Source organism: Methylobacterium oryzae, from assembly GCF_036441375.1.
GTDB lineage: Bacteria > Pseudomonadota > Alphaproteobacteria > Rhizobiales > Beijerinckiaceae > Methylobacterium > Methylobacterium oryzae_A.
Map to the genome: position 1 here is coordinate 162,572 of NZ_MLCA01000010.1, position 19,493 is coordinate 182,064.

16 protein-coding genes are annotated in these 19,493 nt (G+C 70.4%); 7 read left to right on the top strand and 9 right to left on the bottom strand.

Annotated elements, in window-relative coordinates:
• Window positions 1-181: 181 nt before the first annotated feature.
• The 4 genes from MOTC310_RS19065 (at window position 182) to msrP (ending at window position 5,439) form a co-directional block, all read left to right on the top strand.
• Complete coding sequence (locus tag MOTC310_RS19065) at window positions 182-1,693, top strand: leucyl aminopeptidase (RefSeq protein WP_331290166.1); 1,512 nt, start codon at window positions 182-184, stop codon at window positions 1,691-1,693.
• 47 nt (window positions 1,694-1,740) lie between these two features.
• Window positions 1,741-2,472 (top strand): hypothetical protein, encoded by a 732-nt coding sequence (locus tag MOTC310_RS19070; RefSeq protein WP_331302938.1) that lies wholly within the window; start codon window positions 1,741-1,743, stop codon window positions 2,470-2,472.
• A gap of 97 nt (window positions 2,473-2,569) precedes the next feature.
• Window positions 2,570-4,324 carry an AMP-binding protein gene (locus tag MOTC310_RS19075; protein WP_419539932.1) on the top strand — a complete coding sequence of 585 codons (1,755 nt, stop codon included), beginning with the start codon at window positions 2,570-2,572 and terminating at the stop codon, window positions 4,322-4,324.
• Window positions 4,325-4,485: 161 nt separating this feature from the next.
• Window positions 4,486-5,439, top strand: a complete 954-nt coding sequence (msrP, locus tag MOTC310_RS19080) for a protein-methionine-sulfoxide reductase catalytic subunit MsrP (protein ID WP_331302939.1) — start codon at window positions 4,486-4,488, stop codon at window positions 5,437-5,439.
• Between the two features lie 91 nt (window positions 5,440-5,530).
• On the opposite strand, the gene MOTC310_RS19085 is transcribed toward msrP, so the two are convergent.
• The 7 genes from MOTC310_RS19085 to carB form a co-directional block, all read right to left on the bottom strand.
• The gene (locus tag MOTC310_RS19085) at window positions 5,531-5,791 is read right to left on the bottom strand and encodes a YARHG domain-containing protein (protein ID WP_331290163.1); all 261 of its coding nucleotides are present in this window, start codon (window positions 5,789-5,791) and stop codon (window positions 5,531-5,533) included.
• Window positions 5,792-5,832: 41 nt separating this feature from the next.
• Window positions 5,833-6,723, bottom strand: coding sequence for a LysR family transcriptional regulator (locus tag MOTC310_RS19090; RefSeq protein WP_091779385.1), 891 nt, complete (start codon window positions 6,721-6,723; stop codon window positions 5,833-5,835).
• Window positions 6,724-6,992: 269 nt separating this feature from the next.
• Entirely contained in the window at window positions 6,993-7,973 is a 981-nt protein-coding gene (trxB, locus tag MOTC310_RS19095; protein ID WP_331302940.1) for a thioredoxin-disulfide reductase, read from the bottom strand.
• Window positions 7,974-7,987: 14 nt separating this feature from the next.
• Window positions 7,988-9,037: a mitochondrial fission ELM1 family protein gene (locus tag MOTC310_RS19100; RefSeq protein ID WP_331290161.1), complete on the bottom strand. Its 1,050-nt coding sequence runs from the start codon at window positions 9,035-9,037 to the stop codon at window positions 7,988-7,990.
• A 50-nt stretch (window positions 9,038-9,087) separates the two neighbouring features.
• On the bottom strand, window positions 9,088-9,588 hold the full coding sequence (locus MOTC310_RS19105; protein ID WP_331302941.1) for a hypothetical protein: 501 nt from the start codon (window positions 9,586-9,588) through the stop codon (window positions 9,088-9,090).
• Window positions 9,589-9,591: 3 nt separating this feature from the next.
• Window positions 9,592-10,068, bottom strand: coding sequence for a transcription elongation factor GreA (greA, locus tag MOTC310_RS19110; RefSeq protein ID WP_170861838.1), 477 nt, complete (start codon window positions 10,066-10,068; stop codon window positions 9,592-9,594).
• Window positions 10,069-10,158: 90 nt separating this feature from the next.
• A complete protein-coding gene (gene carB / locus MOTC310_RS19115) occupies window positions 10,159-13,632 on the bottom strand; it encodes a carbamoyl-phosphate synthase large subunit (protein ID WP_331302942.1) in 3,474 nt (1,157 codons plus the stop codon).
• Window positions 13,633-13,941: 309 nt separating this feature from the next.
• On the opposite strand from carB, the gene MOTC310_RS19120 reads away from it, so the two are divergent.
• Window positions 13,942-14,376: a pseudoazurin gene (locus tag MOTC310_RS19120; protein WP_419539933.1), complete on the top strand. Its 435-nt coding sequence runs from the start codon at window positions 13,942-13,944 to the stop codon at window positions 14,374-14,376.
• A 38-nt stretch (window positions 14,377-14,414) separates the two neighbouring features.
• On the opposite strand, the gene MOTC310_RS19125 is transcribed toward MOTC310_RS19120, so the two are convergent.
• Window positions 14,415-14,792 carry a hypothetical protein gene (locus tag MOTC310_RS19125; protein ID WP_331302943.1) on the bottom strand — a complete coding sequence of 126 codons (378 nt, stop codon included), beginning with the start codon at window positions 14,790-14,792 and terminating at the stop codon, window positions 14,415-14,417.
• Window positions 14,793-14,991: 199 nt separating this feature from the next.
• Window positions 14,992-16,224, bottom strand: coding sequence for a glutamine-hydrolyzing carbamoyl-phosphate synthase small subunit (gene carA, locus MOTC310_RS19130; protein ID WP_331290157.1), 1,233 nt, complete (start codon window positions 16,222-16,224; stop codon window positions 14,992-14,994).
• Between the two features lie 191 nt (window positions 16,225-16,415).
• Here carA and MOTC310_RS19135 point away from each other — a divergent pair, with 191 nt between their 5' ends.
• Entirely contained in the window at window positions 16,416-16,877 is a 462-nt protein-coding gene (locus tag MOTC310_RS19135; protein ID WP_331302944.1) for a GatB/YqeY domain-containing protein, read from the top strand.
• 312 nt (window positions 16,878-17,189) lie between these two features.
• Window positions 17,190-19,298, top strand: coding sequence for a DNA primase (gene dnaG / locus MOTC310_RS19140; RefSeq protein WP_331302945.1), 2,109 nt, complete (start codon window positions 17,190-17,192; stop codon window positions 19,296-19,298).
• Window positions 19,299-19,493 lie beyond the last annotated feature (195 nt).

The window sequence follows — 19,493 nt, forward strand, 5'->3', positions numbered from 1 at the left end:
CCCGGCAGTCCCGCTCGTCCTCTCGCGCCCTCGGAGCGGCAGGGACCCGACAAAAGGGGCGATTCCAGGGCTGTCGCGCCGCGTTGCGTTCTCCGTCTCAGCGGCTACACAGGGCGGACGGCCCGCGCCTCGGCGCGCGGGTGCGTAGTACGGCTCCGGGATAACGGGCAGGGCGACGGGTATGGCGGACGGTATCGAGATCGGTTTCGGTCCCCTGGAGCAGAGCGGCCAGGGCCCCGGCGGATCCGGCGATCTCGTGGTCTTCGTCGGCGACGACCTGTCGCTCGGGTCGGCGGCCCGGGAGGCGCTCGGCACATCCGGGGCGGATCTCGTCGCCCGCGCGGCGGCCTCCGAGAAGTTCAAGGGCCGCTCGCTCAGCGCCCTGACCCTGCCGGCGCCCGCGGGCGTCGGCGCCGACCGCCTCGTGGTCGTGGGCCTCGGCTCCGACAAGGACCGCGCCAAGACCGACTGGCCGGCGCTCGGCGGCTTCACCGCCAGCAAGGTGGCGGGCCGGACCGCCCGGGTCGTGCTCGACTGGCCCGGCGCGACGGTCACGGCGGCGCAGGCCGGCGAGTTCGCCCTCGGCGCGCGCCTGCGCACCTACGCGTTCGACCGGTACAAGACCAAGAAGAAGCCCGACGCCGACGACAAGTCCGGCACCGCGCTGACCCTGCTGCTCGCCGATCACTCCGCGGCCGCCCGCGAGGGCGAGGGCGCCCGGAGCCTGTCCGACGGCGTGATCCTGGCCCGCGACCTCGTGAACGAGCCGCCGAACGTGCTCTTCCCGGCGGAGTTCGCCCGCCGCGCCTCGGAGCTCGCCAAGCTCGGCGTGGAGATCGAGGTGCTGGAACCCGCCCGGATGCGGGAGCTCGGCATGGGCGCGCTGCTCGCCGTCGCGCAGGGTTCGGCCCGCGAGCCGCGGATCGTGATCATGCGCTGGAACGGCGGCCCCGCGGCCGAGGCGCCGGTGGCGCTCATCGGCAAGGGCGTGGTGTTCGATTCCGGCGGCGTCTCGATCAAGCCCGGCGGCGGCATGGAGGATATGAAGGGCGACATGGGCGGCGCCGCCGCCGTGGTCGGCGCGCTCCACGCGCTGGCGGCCCGCAAGGCGCGCTGCAACGTGGTCGGCGCCATCGGCATCGTGGAGAACATGCCGGACGGCGGCTCCTACCGCCCCTCCGACATCCTGACCTCCATGTCCGGCCAGACCATCGAGGTGATCAACACCGACGCCGAGGGCCGGCTGGTGCTCGCGGACGTGATCACCCACGTCATCCGCAGCACCAAGCCAAAGGCGATCGTCGACCTCGCGACGCTGACCGGCGCGATCATCGTGGCGCTGGGCCAGGACATCGCCGGCATGTTCTCGAACGACGACACGCTGGCGGGCAACATCCACGCCGCCGGCGAGGCGACCGGCGAGAAGGTGTGGCGGATGCCGCTGATCCCCGCCTACGACAAGGCGATCGACTCCAAGTTCGCCGACATGAAGAACACCGGCGGCCGCCACGGCGGCGCCGCCACCGCGGCCTCGTTCATCAAGCGCTACGTCGAGGACGTGCCGTGGGCGCATCTCGACATTGCCGGCGTGGCGATGTCCTCGAACGCCAGCGAGATCAACCGCAGCTGGGGTGCGGGCTGGGGCGTGCGCCTCCTCGACCGCCTGATCCGCGACCATTACGAGGGCCGTTAGGCCCGTCGCGGCGCTCCTGACGCCGCGCCGGTCCGGGCACGTCGAGCATGGCCGCACCCACCAACGCCGCGCGCGACCGGTCCGGTCCGGGCGCCGGGACGTCCGGAGGCCGCGCCGGCGGCCTCCTGGCGGCGTCGGGGCCGGTCCTCGCCATGCTGGCCGCCCTGGCCCTCGTGGCGGCGACCGGTCTGAGCCAGCGCGACGCCGTGCCGGAAGCCCTCGAGCCCTGGATCTTCGGCTACTACATCGGCCGCTACCCTCTCTTCGCCTTCGCGCTGGTCTACGGGCTGGGTCATCTCGCGCGGGTCGCGACGGCGCCGGGCCCGGCCTCGGCGCCGCGCCGGATCCTGTTCGGCCTCGCGGGGGCGGCGGCGCTCCTCGCTGCCGGGCTCTACCCGACCTTCGGCGGGCTGATCATGCGCGGGGCCTTCGCCACGGGCAGCATGGCCTTCCTCACCCATCAGCCCCTGTGGCTGGCCTACGGGCTCGGCGCCGCGGTGGGCGCGCTGATGTTCGGCGGCGTCCTCGGCCTCTTCGCGGTGGCGGCCAACCGGCCGCTGCGGCCGCGCCTGCGCCGGGTCGGATCCGGGTCGCTCGCCTTCATCGCCCTGTGGTTCGGCGCGGTCCTGATCGGCCTCGGTGGCGACCTCGGCGTCGGCCCCTGGCCGCTGCGCGCGATGCAGCCGGAGGAGGCCGCCCTCGCCGCCTGCCTGCTGATCGCCGCGGCGCTGCCGCACACGGCGCTGGCGACATTGCGGCGGCATCGTCGGACCGTCTGATCCCCCTGCCTTGCGGGCGGGCTTCCGTTCCCGCAGAGTCGCGTGACAGGCGTTGCGGGACTCGGCCTCGAGAGTCGGGCCCGCGGGAGGCATCGCGATGCATGAGGCGAACGTGATGGAGCACGGCGCTCGAGCCGCCACGGCCGGAGCGATGCCGGCCGCGCCGGGCGGCGGGTCCTCCGACCGGCCCTGGCTGGCCTCCTACCCGCCCGGCGTGCCGGCGGAGATCGACGTCGCGGGCCTCGGGACCCTGGTCGACCTGTTCGAGACCAGCGTGGCGGCCTTCGCCGACCGGCCGGCGACGCTGTGCTTCGGCTCCGCCATGACCTACGCGACGCTCGGCCAGCAGGCGCGCGATCTCGCGGCGTGGCTGCGCGGGCAGGGCCTGGCGAAGGGCGACCGCGTCGCCATCATGCTGCCGAACGTCCCCGCCTACGCGGTGGCGATCTTCGGCGTCCTCCTGGCGGGCGGGACGGTGGTCAACACCAACCCGCTCTACACCCCCCGGGAATGCGCGCAGCAGATCAACGATTCCGGCGCGCGGATCCTGATCGTCCTGGAGAATTTCGGCGCCACGATCGCGGCTTCCCTGCCCGACGTGGCCCTGGAGCGGGTCGTCCTCGTGGGTCCGGGCGACGGGCTCGGGCTCAAGGGCCAGGTGATCAACCTCGCGAGCCGGCACGTCCGCAAGGCGGTGCCGCCGTTCCGCCTGCCGGAGAGCCTCGCGATCCCGTTCGGCACCGTGCTCCGTCAGGGCCGATCGATGCCGCGCGCCTCCGTGGCGGTCGAACCGGAGGATCTCGCCTTCCTGCAATATACCGGGGGCACCACGGGCATCGCCAAGGCGGCCATGCTGAGTCACCGCAACATCATGGCGAATGTCGAGCAGTCGCAGCTCTGGTTCAACTCGAAGGACCCGAGCGTCGCGCGCTGCGTGGTCACGGCCCTGCCGCTCTACCACATCTTCGCGCTGACCGCCTGCTTCTTCCAGTTCATGCGCAGCGGCGGCGCCTGCCTGCTGATCCCGAACCCGCGCGACTGCGACGGAATGGTCAAGACGCTCAGCCGGACGCGCTTCACCCACCTGATGGGGGTGAACACCCTGTTCAACGTGCTGATCAACCATCCGAAGATCGGCACGGTGGATTTCTCCAATCTCGACTTCGTGGTCGGCGGCGGCACGGCCGTCCAGCGGGCGGTGGCCGAGCGCTGGAAGGCCCTGACCGGCAACACGATCATCGAGGGCTACGGCCTGTCCGAGACCTCGCCGGTCGTGTGCGTCAACCCGCGGGGGATGCGCGATTTCTCCGGGACGATCGGCTACCCGCTGCCCTCCACGGAGGTCTCGATCCGCGACATCTCCGGCCAGCCCCTCCCGAACGGGCAGCCGGGCGAGATCTGCGTGCGCGGGCCCCAGGTGATGCGCGGCTACTGGAACCGGCCGGAGGAGACCGCGCGGGCGATGACCGCGGACGGCTTCTTCCGGACGGGCGACGTCGCCATCCTGCAGGCGGACGGCCAAGTCCGGATCGTCGACCGGATGAAGGACATGATCCTCGTCTCCGGCTTCAACGTGTACCCGAACGAGGTCGAGGACGTGCTGGCGGCCCACCCGGCCGTGCTCGAATGCGCGGTGGTCGGCGCGCCGAGCGAGGAGACCGGCGAGATGGTGGTGGCCCACGTGGTCCTGAAGGATCCGTCGGTCTCCACCGATATCCTGCGGGCGCACGCCCGCACCCAGCTCACCGGCTACAAGGTGCCCCGCCGCGTGGTGCTCCACGAGACCCTGCCGAAGACCAATGTCGGCAAGGTGCTGCGGCGGATGCTGCGCGACGAGACGCCGCCGGCCTGAGCGTCGCCCGCGCGGGGGAGGACGGCCTGCGTCCCGGTGCCGCTCGCGGAGGGCGTAACCCCTGCGCGCCGTTCGCCGAAAGGTGAGGCTGCGGCGCTTGCGCCCCTGTCGGCCGCGGCCGATCTGTGGGTTGTGCGCGCAGGAGATCCGAGGAGACGGCCATGTTGATCAAGCGCGGGCGCGGTTGGGAGATTCCGGAGCATCTGGCGACGCCGGAGGCCGTCTTCCTGAATCGGCGGGCCCTGATCGGCGGCGCGGCCGGGCTCGCGGCCGGCTCGTTCCTGGGCGGCCGCGCGGCCCTCGCTGCCGCGGGCGACCAGCCGCTGTACCCGGCACCGCAAAATCCTGCCTACACCCTCGACCGCCCCCTCACGCCGGAGCGCTTCAGCGCCGACTACAACAATTTCTACGAGTTCGGCACGTCGAAGACGGTGCTGCCGGCCGCCAACGCCCTCAAGACGCAGCCCTGGACCCTGAAGATCGACGGCCTCGTGGAGAAGCCGTTCGAGATCGGCGTCGACGACCTGATCCGGAAGGTCGGCCTGGAGGAGCGGCTCTACCGCCACCGCTGCGTCGAGGCGTGGTCGATGGCGGTGCCGTGGACCGGCTTCCCGCTGGCGAAGCTCGTGGCGCTCGCCAAGCCCACCTCCGGCGCGAAGTACATCCGCTTCGAGACCTTCATGGACAAGGCGATGGCGCCCGGCCAGCGGGCCTTCTTCTATCCCTGGCCCTACACGGAGGGCCTGACCCTCGCGGAGGCCGGCAACGACCTCGCCTTCATGGTCACGGGGATCTACGGCAAGCCGCTGCCCAACCAGTTCGGCGCGCCGATCCGCGTCGCGGTGCCGTGGAAGTACGGGTTCAAGTCGGCCAAGTCGCTCGTGAAAATCTCCTTCACCGCCGACCGTCCGAAGACCTTCTGGGAGGGCCTGCAGGCCTCGGAGTACGGCTTCTGGGCCAACGTGAACCCGGCCGTGCCGCACCCGCGCTGGAGCCAGGCGACCGAGCGCGTCCTCGGCACCGATCAGCGGGTGCCGACGCTGATCTACAATGGCTACGGCGAGCAGGTCGCCGGCCTCTACAAGGGCCTCGAGGGCGAGCGCCTGTTCGTGTGAGCGCGGACCCGCCGGAGCCGCGCTGGCGCGGCTCCGGTCCAGACGAAACGGCGCCTACGTCGCATCACCATCCGCGCCGTCAGCCCGCCCCTCAGCGCGGGCAGGCATGGGCCCGCTCGAAGGCCTGCAGATCCGCAACGGCCGCCTGCTCCTGCCGCGAGAGCGGCACGCGGTCCATGGCGTCGTACCGGCAATCCGCGTTGCCGAAGGTCCGGATCGCGCGAGGCGTGGTGAAGCAGTAGCCGGCCTGCTTGTAGATCAGGTTGCGCTGGTACCAAGCTTCCGCGCAGTCATCCGCCATCGCACCGGTCGATCCCGCGACGAGGATCAGGGCGTAGAGAGCGGCGCGCATCGAATCGTCTCCGTGATAATCCGGAGTCAACCATCGGATGCTCAGTAGGTCCAGCGCTGCGCCTTCGAGACGAGGAAGTCGCGGAACGCCTGCACGCGCGCCACCGAGCGCATCTCCTCGGCGTAGACGAGGTAGCTCTCCAGGCTCGGCATCTCGGTCTCGCGCAGCACCTGCACGAGCTGCTGGCCGCCGTCCACCGCGTAGTCTGGCAGGATCCCGATGCCGGCTCCGGCCTCCATCGCGCGCTGCAGGGCGCCGATATTGTTCACCGTCAGGTGGACTTGGCGCCGGTCGCGCCCCTCGCGGCCGGCATCGGCGAGCCAGTGGGCCGCCAGCAGGTACGAGGGCTCGTTGCCGCCGAAGGAGACGAGGCGGTGATCGTCGAGCTCCTCGATGGTCTTGGGCTCGCCGAAGCGCTTGACGTAATCCGGGCTCGCGAAGGCGTGGTAGTGCACGGTGAACAGACGCCGCTGGATCAGGTCGGGCTGCGCGGGGCGGCGCATGCGGATCGCCACGTCGGCCTCGCGCATGGCGAGATCGAGTTCCTCGTTGGTGAGGATCAGCTCGATGCGCACGTCCGGGTAGAGGTCGAGGAACTCGCCCACCCGCTGCGACAACCATGAGGTGCCCAGGCCGACCGTGGTGGTGACCTTGAGATCGCCGGTCGGCCGCTCGGAGGTTTCCACGAGGCGTGCCCGGGTATTCTCCAGGCGCAGCTTCATGTCCCGCGCGGCGCGGAACAGCAGATCGCCCTGCTCGGTCAGCAGTAGGCCGCGGGCATGGCGGTGGAAGAGCGGCGCCTTCAGCTCGCGCTCCAGGGCGCTGATCTGGCGGCTGACCGCCGATTGGCTGAGCCCGATATCGTCGCCCGCCTTGGTGAAGCTCCCCGCCTCCGCGACGTTGAGGAAGATCCGGATCTTGTCCCAGTCCAAGGCGACAACCCCTACCAGCGCGCGCCCGCGGGTCGCACCCGCGATCGAGAGTGGGCGCGAGGCGGCGGGCAGATCACCGGGCGAACTGCGCGGTACCGTGCGCGGATGGCCGCCCTCGGCACCGCGCGGGCATGCAATCGGTGCATCCCGGCGCAGTCAGCACTCCTATGCACAGAGTGCATGGTCCTGCGCAAGCGCAAGCCGCGCGAACTTGTTGAAATGCCGGGTGCCGCGGCTCCGCGCGGAGGGCGCGGAGACGGGAGCGGGCGTCACTCCGCCGCCGCGGCCTGGACCGGGCTCTCGCCGATCTCCAGGTTGGCGAGGAATTTCTCCGCCTCCAGCGCGGCCATGCAGCCCATGCCGGCGGCGGTGATCGCCTGACGGTAGACGTCGTCCGTCACGTCGCCCGCGGCGAACACGCCGGGGATCTCGGTCTCGGTGGTGCCGGGCTTCACGGTGAGGTAGCCGCCGTGGCGCATGGGCAGCTGGCCCTCGAAGATCGCGGTGGCCGGCTGGTGGCCGATCGCCACGAACACGCCGTCGGCCTTGACCTCGCTGATCTCGCCCGAGCGCGGATCCTTCAGCCGGACATGGGTCACGTTCGGCGCCGGCTTCTGGACGCCGCAGATCTCGGCGATCTCGCGGTGCCAGAGCACCTCGACGTTCGGGTGCTTGAACAGGCGCTCCTGCAGGATCCGCTCGGCGCGGAAGCTGTCGCGGCGATGGACCACCGTCACCTTGCTGGCGATGTTGGCGAGATACAGGGCCTCCTCGACCGCGGTGTTGCCGCCGCCGACCACCACGACCTCCTTGCCGCGGAAGAAGAACCCGTCGCAGGTCGCGCAGGCCGAGACGCCGCCGCCCTGGAAGGCCGCCTCGGAAGGAATACCGAGCCACTTGGCCTGGGCTCCGGTGGCGATGATCAGCGCGTCGCAGGTATAGGTCTCGCCGGAATCGGCCTCGAGGCGGAACGGGCGCTGCTTGAGGTCGACCTTGGTGATGTATTCCGAGACGATCCGGGTGCCGACATGCTCGGCCTGGAGACGCATCTGCTCCATCAGCCACGGCCCCTGGATCGCCTCGGCGAAGCCCGGGTAGTTCTCGACATCCGTGGTGATCATGAGCTGGCCGCCCGGCTGGAAGCCGGAGATCAGCAGCGGCTCGACCATGGCGCGGGCCGCGTAGATCGCCGCCGTGTAGCCGGCGGGCCCCGAGCCGATGATCACGAGCTTGGCGTGGGTATGGGCCATCTGTCTCGGTCTCCTCAGGCCGGTCCGGCCGCGCGGCGCGCGGCATAGGCGTCGGCGAGCGCCCGGGCGATCACCGGCGTCGCGTCGATCGGCTTGTACGTCAGATCTGCCAACTGACCGGTGAACGGCCGCAGCGCTCCGGCGATCGCCAACCCGGCGAACATGCGACGATGCCGGATATAGGTACGCGGCAGGTCGAACAGCAGGACTGGCGCGCCGGTGGCCACCGCCTCGCTGACCATGTTGGCCGAGTCGGAGGTCACGACGATCGCCTCGGCGAGCGCCAGCATGGCCACGTAGGGATTGTCGCCGGTGCCGTCCCAGAGGAACCCGCCGGTCTCGGCGGCGAGCGCCCTCACGGCGTCGCGGAGCGGGTTCGGCGTCCGGCGGGAGATCGTCACCATGAGCCGGCAGCCCTGCTCGGCCAGTCCGCGCAGATCCTCCACGAGGCGGATCATGTCGGTCTTGCGGTAGCTCAGATGCCGGCTGTCACCGCCGACCAGCACCGCCACACGCGGGCCGTCGAGGCGCGCGAGCCGGGGATCCGGCCGGGCCCGCGCCGCGGCCAGACGCGCCGCGGTGACGAGGTGCGGCGCCGTGAGGGTCGTGAAGACGTTGGGGCCGCGCAGGTCGTCGTAATCCGGCACCCAGATGAAGTCGGCGCTGTCCGCGCCGGTCCGCGGATCCTTCAGGAAGGCGGTGAAGGTGCGGCCGCCGGTGGCGCGCCGCACCGCCCGCAGGTACGGAACGGACCGGCGCCCGGAGGCGATCAGGATGTCTGGGTAGGGGCCCGACAGGGCCCCGGCGCGGCGGCGCGGCCCCTCGCGCGGATCGATCGGTCCCCAGGGCGCCATCCAGCCGAACGGTCCGGAGGCCGGAACCTGCCGGATCTCGAAACCGAGGCCCAGGGTCTCGGCGATTCCGACGCACTGGTTCTCGTCGCCGGCCTTGCCGTCCGTGACGATCCAGGCGCGGGCGCGGGCGAGTTCGGGCAGGCGCTCACGCCGCGGGTCCGGATTGCTGACCGGCGCGGTCTGCGCCTCCGACACGTCGATGCTTGCCATGCTCCTCACCGGTTACGCCCCACGCCGCCGGCCGGGCCGGCGGCCGTCTTCTAGTCCCGCGGCAGGTCGCGGGCGAGCCACTGGGCGTAGATGTCGGCGATGGCGGCGAGGCGGCGTTGCTCGAATTGCGGATCGTACCACGCGCCGCCGTAGCTCGACGGCGTCGCGGTCATCTGCGGGTAGCGCCCGAGCACCTGCCCCTTGGGCCCCACGAGCAGTGCCTCGCCCTCCATGTAGTCGGTCTGGAAGTTGCCGCCGAAGCCGCGCAGGCCGCCGCTGCCGACATAGGGCCGCAGCGACAGGCTCGTCACCACCACCACGAGGCGCGGTCCGCGGCCGCCGATCCGGCCGGCGAAGTTCTTCCGCAGGGCGTCGGTCAGGTCGCCGGCCAGCGCCTCGGCCTGGGGACCGGCGCCCTTGTCGAGGAGCGGCCGCACGTCGACCCGGACGTCGGAGAAGACCGGGGTCGGGGGAAAATCGCTCGCCGCCGCGGATCCCGCGACGGCACCGAGCAGCAGGCCGGCGAGCCGGCCCCAGGAACGCGAACGCATCCCTCAGCCGCCGTACTGGACGGCGACGACCTCGTAGGATTTGCCGCCGCCCGGCGTGGTGACCTCGACCGTGTCGCCGACACCCTTGCCGATCAGCGCGCGGGCGATCGGCGAGGTGATGGAGACGCGGCCGGAGCGCACGTCCGCCTCCGGCTCGCCCACGATCTGGTAGGTCTTCTCCTCCTCCGTGTCCTCGTCGACGAGTTTCACGGTGGCGCCGAACTTGATCTTGTTGCCCGAGAGCTTCGTCACGTCGATGATCTCGGCGCGCGCGATCATGCTCTCCAGCTCCATGACGCGGCCCTCGTTGTGGGACTGCGCCTCCTTGGCGGCGTGGTACTCGGCGTTCTCCGACAGGTCGCCGAGCGCGCGGGCCTCGGCGATCGCCTGGATGATGCGCTGGCGCTCCACCTGTTGACGGTGCTTCAGCTCCTCCTCGAGGGCTGCGAAGCCGCGCACCGTGATCGGAACTTTGTCTATCGCCATCGTCTCGCGCCACAATGAAGAGGCCCGGCCGAGAGTGCAGCACTCTCTCCGGGCCATGAAATGAAGTCAGCGGAACCCTGAGGTTCAGGCCGCGAAGTATTCCTGCAAGGCGCGGACCTTGAGATCGCCCTCTAGATAGGCCTTGATCCCCTCGGCCGCGGCCATCGCGCCGGCTAGAGTGGTGTAATACGGCACCTTATGCAAGAGGGCCGCGCGCCGGAGCGAGCGCGAGTCCGACAGGGCGCCGGCCCCCTCGGTCGTGTTCAGGACGAGGTGGATCCCGCCGTTCTTGATCGCGTCGACCACGTGCGGCCGGCCCTCGAGAACCTTGTTGATCCGCTCGGCCGGGACGCCGTTCTCGACCAGGTAGCGCTGCGTGCCGCCGGTCGCCAGGATGGTGAAGCCGAGATCGGACAGGAGCTTCATGGTCGGCAGGATTCGGGCCTTGTCGGCATCCCGCACCGAGACGAACACGGCGCCGGCCTTCGGCACCTGCGTGCCGGAGCCGAGCTGGCTCTTGGCGAAGGCGACGCCGAAGCTCGCGTCGAGCCCGATCACCTCGCCGGTGGAGCGCATCTCCGGCCCGAGCAGCACGTCGACGCCGGGGAAGCGCGCGAAGGGGAAGACGGCCTCCTTCACGGCGATGTGCGGCAGGGCCTTGGGCTTCAAGCCGAAGGTCGCCAGCGGCTCGCCCGCCATGATCCGGGCGGCGATCTTGGCGATCGGCTCGCCGATCACCTTGGCCACGAACGGCACCGTGCGCGAGGCGCGGGGGTTCACCTCCAGCACGTAGATGACGCCGTCCTTGATAGCGTACTGGACGTTCATCAGGCCGACCACGTTCAGCGCCAGCGCCATCGCTTTCGTCTGCCGCTCCAGCTCGTCCATGGTCTCGGGCGAGAGCGAGCGCGGCGGCAGCGAGCAGGCCGAGTCGCCGGAGTGGATGCCGGCCTCCTCGATGTGCTCCATGATGCCGGCGATGAACACGTCCTTGCCGTCGCAGACCGCGTCGACGTCCACCTCGACCGCGTCCGACAGGTAGCGGTCGAACAGGAGCGGGTTCTTGCCCAGGACCGTGTTGATCTGGCCGGTCTTGTCGTTCGGGTAGCGGGCCTTCACCTCGGAGGGGATCAGGCTCGGCAGCGTGTCGAGGAGGTAGTCGGCGAACTGCGTCTCGTCGCGGATGATCGCCATGGCGCGGCCGCCGAGCACGTAGCTCGGGCGCACCACGAAGGGCAGGCCGAGATCGGCCGCGACCAGGCGGCTCTGCTCCACCGAGTAGGCGATGCCGTTCTTCGGCTGCTTCATGGCGAGCTTGTCGAGGAGCCGCTTGAACTGGTCGCGGTCCTCGGCGAGGTCGATGGCGTCGGGCGAGGTGCCGAGGATCGGCACGCCGGCGGCCTCGAGCGCCCGAGCCAGCTTCAGCGGGGTCTGGCCGCCGAACTGCACGATCACCCCGTGCAGGGTGCCGGCCTGCCGCTCGGTCTCGATGATCTCCAGCACATCCTCGGCGGTCAGCGGCTCGAAGTACAGCCGGTCGGACGTGTCGTAGTCGGTCGAGACCGTCTCCGGGTTGCAGTTGACCATGATGGTCTCGTAGCCGGCGTCCGACAGCGCGAAGCAAGCGTGGCAGCAGCAGTAGTCGAACTCGATGCCCTGGCCGATCCGGTTCGGGCCGCCGCCGAGAATCACCACCTTCTTGCGGTCCGAGGGCTGCGCCTCGTCGACGACGGTGCCCGCGAAGGGCGCCACGTAGGTCGAGTACATGTAGGCGGTGGGCGACTTGAACTCCGCCGCGCAGGTGTCGATCCGCTTGTAGACCGGGCGCACCGCCAGGGCGCGCCGGGCCGCGCTGACGGCGCCCTCGTCGGTCCTGGCCAGCACCGCGAGGCGGGCGTCCGAGAAGCCGGCGGCCTTGAGCTGGCGGAAGGCGCCGGCCGTCTTCGGCAGGCCGTGCGCCTTCACGCGGTTCTCGAGATCGATGATCGCCTGGAGCTGCTCGAGGAACCACGGGTCGATCTTGCAGGAGGCGTAGATCTGCTCGTGGCTGACGCCGAGGCGCAGGGCCTGCGCGACCTTCAGGAGCCGGTCCGGCGTCGGGGTGCCGATCGCCGCCTTGATGGCGTTGTGGTCGTCGCCCTTGCCGAGCCCCTCGATCTCGATGTCGTCGAGGCCGGTCAGGCCGGTCTCGAGCGAGCGGAGGGCCTTCTGGAGCGATTCGGCGAAGCAGCGGCCGATCGCCATGGCCTCGCCCACCGACTTCATCGCGGTGGTGAGCGTCGGCTCGGCGCCGGGGAACTTCTCGAAGGCGAAGCGCGGGATCTTGGTGACGACGTAGTCGATCGTCGGCTCGAACGAGGCCGGGGTCGCGCCGCCGGTGATGTCGTTGGCGATCTCGTCCAGGGTGTAGCCGACCGCGAGCTTGGCCGCGACCTTGGCGATCGGGAAGCCGGTGGCCTTCGAGGCGAGGGCCGAGGAGCGCGAGACGCGCGGGTTCATCTCGATCACGATCATGCGCCCGTTCTCGGGGTTGATCGCGAACTGCACGTTCGAGCCGCCGGTCTCGACGCCGATCTCGCGGAGCACCGCCAGCGACGCGTCGCGCATCACCTGGTATTCCTTGTCGGTGAGCGTCAGCGCCGGGGCGACGGTGATCGAATCGCCCGTGTGCACGCCCATCGGGTCGATGTTCTCGATGGAGCAGACGATGATGCAGTTGTCGTTCCGGTCACGGACGACCTCCATCTCGTACTCCTTCCAGCCGAGCACGCTCTCCTCGATGAGCACCTCGTTGGTCGGGGACGCGTCGATGCCGCGCTCGACGATGTCGAGGAACTCCTCGCGGTTGTAGGCGATGCCGCCGCCGGTGCCGCCCATGGTGAAGGACGGCCGGATGATGGCCGGCAGGCCGACCTCGGCCAGCGCCATCAGAGCCTGCCCGATGGCGTGCTCGCCGTAGCGCTTGCGCCGCTCGGTCTCGCCCGCCGCCCAGCTCTTCTCGTAGGCCGCCAGCGCCGCCTGCCGCGCGGCCGGATCGGCGTTCGCCGCCTCGATCCTGGCGATCTCGGCCAGGTAGGCCTGGCGGTCGGCCTTCTTGGCCGCGGAGGCGTTGGCGAGCGCCGATTTCGGGGTGTCCAGCCCGATCTTGGTCATGGCGTCGCGGAACAGGCTCCGGTCCTCGGCCTTGTCGATGGCCTCGGCCGTCGCGCCGATCATCTGCACGCCGTACTTGGCGAGCACGCCCATCTTCTGCAGCGACAGGGCGCAGTTCAGCGCCGTCTGGCCGCCCATCGTGGGAAGGATCGCGTCGGGGCGCTCCTTCTCGATGATCTTGGCGACGATCTCCGGGGTGATCGGCTCGACATAGGTCGCGTCCGCCATGTCCGGGTCGGTCATGATGGTCGCGGGGTTCGAGTTCACCAGGACGATGCGGTAGCCCTCCTCGCGGAGCGCCTTGCAGGCCTGGGTGCCGGAATAATCGAACTCGCAGGCCTGTCCGATGATGATCGGACCCGCACCGATGATCAGGATCGAGGAGATGTCGGTGCGTTTGGGCATCGTGGGCCTTCTCAGGCCAAGCGCGCCCGATCGGGCACGGCTTGACTGAAGCCCTGCTCCCGGACGCGCGTGGCGGGAATGTCGTTGAGCCCCGCGTTTACACGGGCGACGGGCGCATTGGAAGGCCGGGGCAACTGCGCAATCTGGCCGCGCGCCCGGCGCATGGATGCGGCACCGCTCCGATGATCTGGAGGATTTATAAATTCCCGCAAGAATTCATCGATTGCTTGCCGGAGGTCTGAGCCGACCCGTAAGGCTTGTTGGATCGGCTAGCCCGTCGATTGACATCATAATCGTTCGAGACTGAAGATGCCCAGGCCAGCCCCACTCCTCGCGATGCTTCTGATCGGCTCCATGGCGAGCGCGAACGCTTCGGAGGTCTCCATCAAGACCTTGAACAGCGGTCCGGGCGGGATGATGGTCTTCGACTCGGCCTTCGTGAAAATTCAGCCCGGCGACACGGTGCGGTTCGTGCCGACCGACAAGGGCCACAATGCCGAGCTGATCAAGGGCATGGCGCCCGAGGGCGCGGCGCCGTTCAAGACGGTGGTCGGCAAGGAGGAGACCGTGACCTTCGAGAAGCCCGGCCTCTACGGCATCAAGTGCTCGCCGCACTACATTATGGGGATGGTCGGCCTCGTCCAGGTCGGCGACAAGCCCGACAATCTGGAGGCGGCCAGGGCGGTGCCGCAGAACAAGCTGGCCGCCAAGCGGTTCGAGCCGCTGTTCGAGAAGATCCAGTAAGTCGGCCGTCGGGGCGGCGCGCGCCGCCCCGTCCTGCCTCAGAAGCCGGCGTGGAGCGCCGCGACCGCCCGGTCGATCGAGAGATAGAACATCCCGAAGGCCACCAATGCGGCGGCCGCGAACTCGACGGCGACGTTCGAGAGCGTCTGCGCGCGGCGCAGCGCCTCGCGGCCGAAATAGACGGATACCCAGGCGAGGGTGAGGACCGCCGGCATGGCGAACAGGTAGGACACCGTGCTCTCGACACGGTCGAAGCCGCCGGTCGGATCGATCAGGGCCCGGATGTTGCGCACCCAGGGGGCGTAGAAGGCGGCGTAGAGGGCGGTCAGCCAGGACAGGCCCACGGCGACGCCGAGATGGAAGGTGAAGCTGCGGTGCAGGCGGGAGAAATCGTCGCGCGCCTCGTCGATGGTCATCCGGCAATCCCCTGCGACGGGCCGCCGTCGACGGGCGCGGATGCGCCGCCGTTCACGGGCCGTCGTGGGCTCTCTTAAGCCGTCGGATCTGGCGGATTTTGTGGCCCCACCGCGGCCCGATTGGGGTCGCGGCGGCGGCCCATCTGTCCCACGCCGTCACCGCGCGGTGATGACGGCGGGTCGATGGCCGTACCGGGCCTCAGGCGCCCTTCGCGGTCTCCGGCGCGCCGGAGCGCATCAGCGTCACGAAGCGCTCGAACAGGTAGTGGCTGTCGCGCGGGCCGGGCGAGGCCTCCGGGTGGTGCTGCACCGAGAAGGCCGGGCGGTCGGTGAGCGTCAGGCCGCAATTCGAGCCGTCGAAGAGCGACACGTGCGTCTCCACGGCCGTCTCCGGCAGGCTGTCCGGATCCACCGCGAAACCGTGGTTCATCGACACGATCTCGACCTTGCCGGTGGTCTTGTCCTTCACCGGGTGGTTCGCGCCGTGGTGGCCCTGGCCCATCTTCACGGTCCGGCCGCCGAGCGCGAGGCCCATCAGCTGGTGACCAAGGCAGATGCCGAAGGTCGGCACCTTCTCGTCGAGGAGCTTGCGAATCACCGGGACCGCGTAGGCGCCGGTCGCGGCCGGGTCGCCGGGGCCGTTCGACAGGAACACGCCGTCCGGCTTCAGCGCCAGGATCTCGTCCGCCGTGGTGGTCGCCGGCACCACGGTGACGTCGCAGCCGGCCTGGGCCAGCAGCCGCAGGATGTTGCGCTTCACGCCGTAATCAATGGCCACGACCTTCAGGCCCTCGCCGGAGGCGCGCTTACCGTAGCCGTTGCCGAGCGCCCAGACGGTCTCGGACCATTCCGACGGCGCGCGGCTGGTCACCGGCGGCACGAGGTCGAGCCCCTCCATGGGCGCGAGGGCCGCGGCGCGGGCCTTCAGGGCCTCGCGGTCGAACTTGCCCTCGGGATCGTTGGCGATCACCGCGTTCGGCATGCCCTGGTCGCGGATACGGGCGGTGAGCGCCCGGGTGTCGACGCCCGTGATGCCGACGATGCCGCGGGCCCGGAGCCAGCCGTCGAGATGCGACGAGGACCGCCAGTTCGACGGATTCGTCACCGCCGAGGCGATGACGGTGCCGCGGACGCCCGAGGCCGGCGCCGCCTCGAGGCTCTCCAGATCCTCGTCGTTGGTGCCGACATTGCCGATATGCGGGAAGGTGAAGGTGACGATCTGACCGGCGTAGGACGGGTCCGTCAGGATCTCCTGGTAACCGGTCATCGCGGTGTTGAAGCAGACCTCACCGTCGGCCACGCCGGTCTGGCCGATGCCGAATCCCTCCAGGATGGTGCCGTCGGCCAGGACCAGCAGCGCCGTCGCGACGGGCTCGGCCCAGGGCTCGGGAGCCTGAGGCTCGGGGGCATGCGCGGCGGCGTCTTGCAGCATGGGCTGAGTCTCGCTTATGTCCGGCCGAAGGCGGGCGCCGGGTCGCGGCGCTCTCGGCTTGCGGCATGATCGTGTGCGGCGCTCTTAGCGAGCGGCCCGCGATGGGGTCAATGTGGCTCCGCCTCCCGCAGGGCTCAACACCCGCAAACCGCAGGCCAGCCCCCCGCTCCGATCGTTGGAAGGTCACCCAGATGCTGCGCGCGCGCTTCACCACCGAGATGAAGGAGGCCATGAAGGCCGGCGACAAGGACAGGCTCGCCACCGTCCGGATGATCCAGGCCGCCCTGAAGGACCGGGACATCGAGGCCCGCGGCAACGGTAAGGAGCCGATCTCCGACGAGGAGATCCTGTCGCTGCTCCAGAAGATGACCAAGCAGCGCACCGAATCGGCCGCGGTCTACGAGCAGGGTGGGCGCCCGGAACTCGCCGCCAACGAGCGCGCCGAGATCGCCATCATCGAGAGCTTCCTGCCGAAGCAGATGGACGAGACCGAGATGAAGGCGGCCGTCGAGGCGGCGATCCTCGAGACCGGCGCCGCCGGCCCGAAGGACATGGGCAAGGTGATCGGCGCCCTGAAGGGCACCTTCGCGGGCCGCATGGATTTCGGCAAGGCCAGCGGGCTGGTGAAGGCGGCGCTGGCGGCCAAGGGCTGAAGCGCGACCGGTCGATCCCCGGCGGTCGGCTCGGCGATCGGTCGGGCAGGGCGGTCGCAGGGGCCGTCTTGCGGACGGGGCGCGCGGACATCTGACCCGTCACCCCGGGGCCGCGGCGCGGAACCCGGGATCCCGAAGCGCCCAGGATCCGCGCGGCCGGGGGCCGCGCCCCTCCGGAACGACGACCCGGCGCGAGAGATGCCGCGCGGCGTTGTCCATGCAATCCCCACCTGACATCGCCGCGTCCGAGGCGCGGGACTCCGCGCCCTCCACCGCGCTAGGATACGCGGTCCCAGAACCCACCCAGGCCCCGTGCGCTATCCGCCCCACATCCTGGAAGAGATTCGATCCCGGCTGCCGGCCTCCTCGGTGGTCGGCCGCCGCGTGCAGCTGAAGAAGGCCGGCCGCGAGTGGCGCGGCCTGTCGCCGTTCAACGCCGAGAAGACGCCGTCCTTCTACGTGAACGACCAGAAGCAGTTCTACCACTGCTTCTCGTCCTCCAAGCACGGGGACATCTTCACCTTCCTGATGGAGACGGAAGGCCTCAGCTTCCCCGAGGCGGTCGAGCGGCTGGCGGGCGAGGCGGGCGTGAGCCTGCCGGCGCCCACCGAGGACAACCGCGCCAGCGAGCAGAAGCGCGCGGGCGCGATCGAGGTCATGGAGATGGCCGCGCGCTGGTTCGAGGAGCGCCTGCGGTCGGGTCAGGGCAGCGAGGCCCGCGCCTATCTCGAGCGCCGCGGATTGCGGGACGAGACCCAGCGGGCCTTCCGCCTCGGCTACGCGCCGAACGAGCGCTACGCCCTGCGCGACCATCTCGCCGGGCAGGGCGTCGAGAAGGCACTGATGGTCGAACTCGGCCTGCTCGCGGCCGGGGAGGGCGTCTCGGTCCCCTACGATTATTTCCGCGACCGGGTGATGTTCCCGATCACCGACGCGCGCGGCCGGGTCGTGGCCTTCGGCGGCCGGGCGCTCGCCAAGGAGGTGCGCGCCAAGTACCTGAACTCGCCTGAGACTCCGCTCTTCCACAAGGGCCGCACGCTCTACAACCTGCAGGGCGCGCGCAAGGCCGCCCACGAGCGCAGTTCGATCATCGCGGTCGAGGGCTATGTCGACGTCATCGCCATGACGCTCGCGGGCCATGCGGAGACGGTGGCGCCCCTCGGAACCGCGCTGACCGAGGATCAGCTCGGCCTGCTCTGGCGCCACGCCGACGAGCCGATCCTCTGCTTCGACGGCGACAAGGCCGGGCAGCGGGCGGCCTTCCGGGCCCTCGACGTCGCGCTGCCGCTCCTCGAACCCGGCCGCTCGCTCCGGATCGCGCTGCTGCCGGGGGGCCAGGATCCGGACGACCTGCTGCGCTCGGGCGGTCCGACGGCGATCGATCAGGTGCTGGCGGCGGCGCTCCCCCTCTCGGAGCTGCTGTGGCGGCGCGCCCTCGAGGCGGGGCCGGTCGACACGCCGGAGCGCCGCGCCGGCCTGACGCAGACCTTGCGCACCACCGTGGCGACGATTCGCGACGAGACCGTGCGGCGCTACTACCGCGACGACATCGAGGAGCGACTGCGCGGCCTGTCGCCCCGCAGCAGCCGCGCCGCCGCCGGCGCGGCCCCGCGCGGGCGCCAGCGCCTTGGAGAAGTTGCCCGCGAGCTGGATGCCCCAGGGGGCGGCCGGTCCCTCGTTGAGGCCGAGGGCGAAGCGGTCGCCGCGCGACGGGATGCGCAGGCTGGCGGTCACCTGCAGGCAGGTCTGCNCACCTGGGCGCACGTCACCTCGGACTTCTCGGTCCAGAACGTCGTCGAGAACTCGCACACGCAGAAGCCGCTGATCTACAAGATCTCCGGCGTCTGGGGGAACCACGAGGGCTCGATGCTCCTCTGGGTGCTGATCCTCACGCTGTTCGGCGCCTGCGTGGCGGGCTTCACGGGCGCCGCCGCGGTGCGCGAGGCGGTGATCGTCGGCACCCTGCTGGCCCATCCCGAGATGATCGCGGAGTTCGGCGAGGAGGCGGCCGAACTCGACTTCGAGGATCCGGACGCGCGGGCGCTTCTGTCGGTCCTTCTGGCCTGCGCGGCCGAGGACGAGCACACGGCGCCCGAGGTGTTGCAGAACCGCATCAACCGCGCCGGACTCACAGGGGCGGCCGACAGAATCCTCGCCCTGGCCCGCTCGCGAGACCGCACGACCCTGGCTCCGCACGCCGATCCCGCACACCGCGCAGACGCGCTCCGACAAGCGATGATCTTGCACCGGCAGGCAGGAGCGCTACATAGCGAACTTCGCGAAGCACGGCAGGCGTTTGAGGACGATCCGACCGATGCCGGGTGGGCATGGCTCTGCGAAGTGAAGGCGAGGCTGGAAACCGTCATCGCTGCCGAGGCGGAGGCCGATGCGCCGGTGTCGAGCGACTCGACGGCCGTGTAATGCCTGTGTCATGGCGGTGGCGGGGGGCCCAGTCCTGCCATAGTTAACAATCGGTCAAGCCTCAGGCTTGCATACGGAAACCGACGACTCAAGGCGACCGGAGCGATCCGGCGCCGACCTCATACAGCGGCGCCGACGGCGTGGACCGGCCTCATCGGGGCCTCCGCAACGCGCCGCGTGCGAAACAATAGGCTG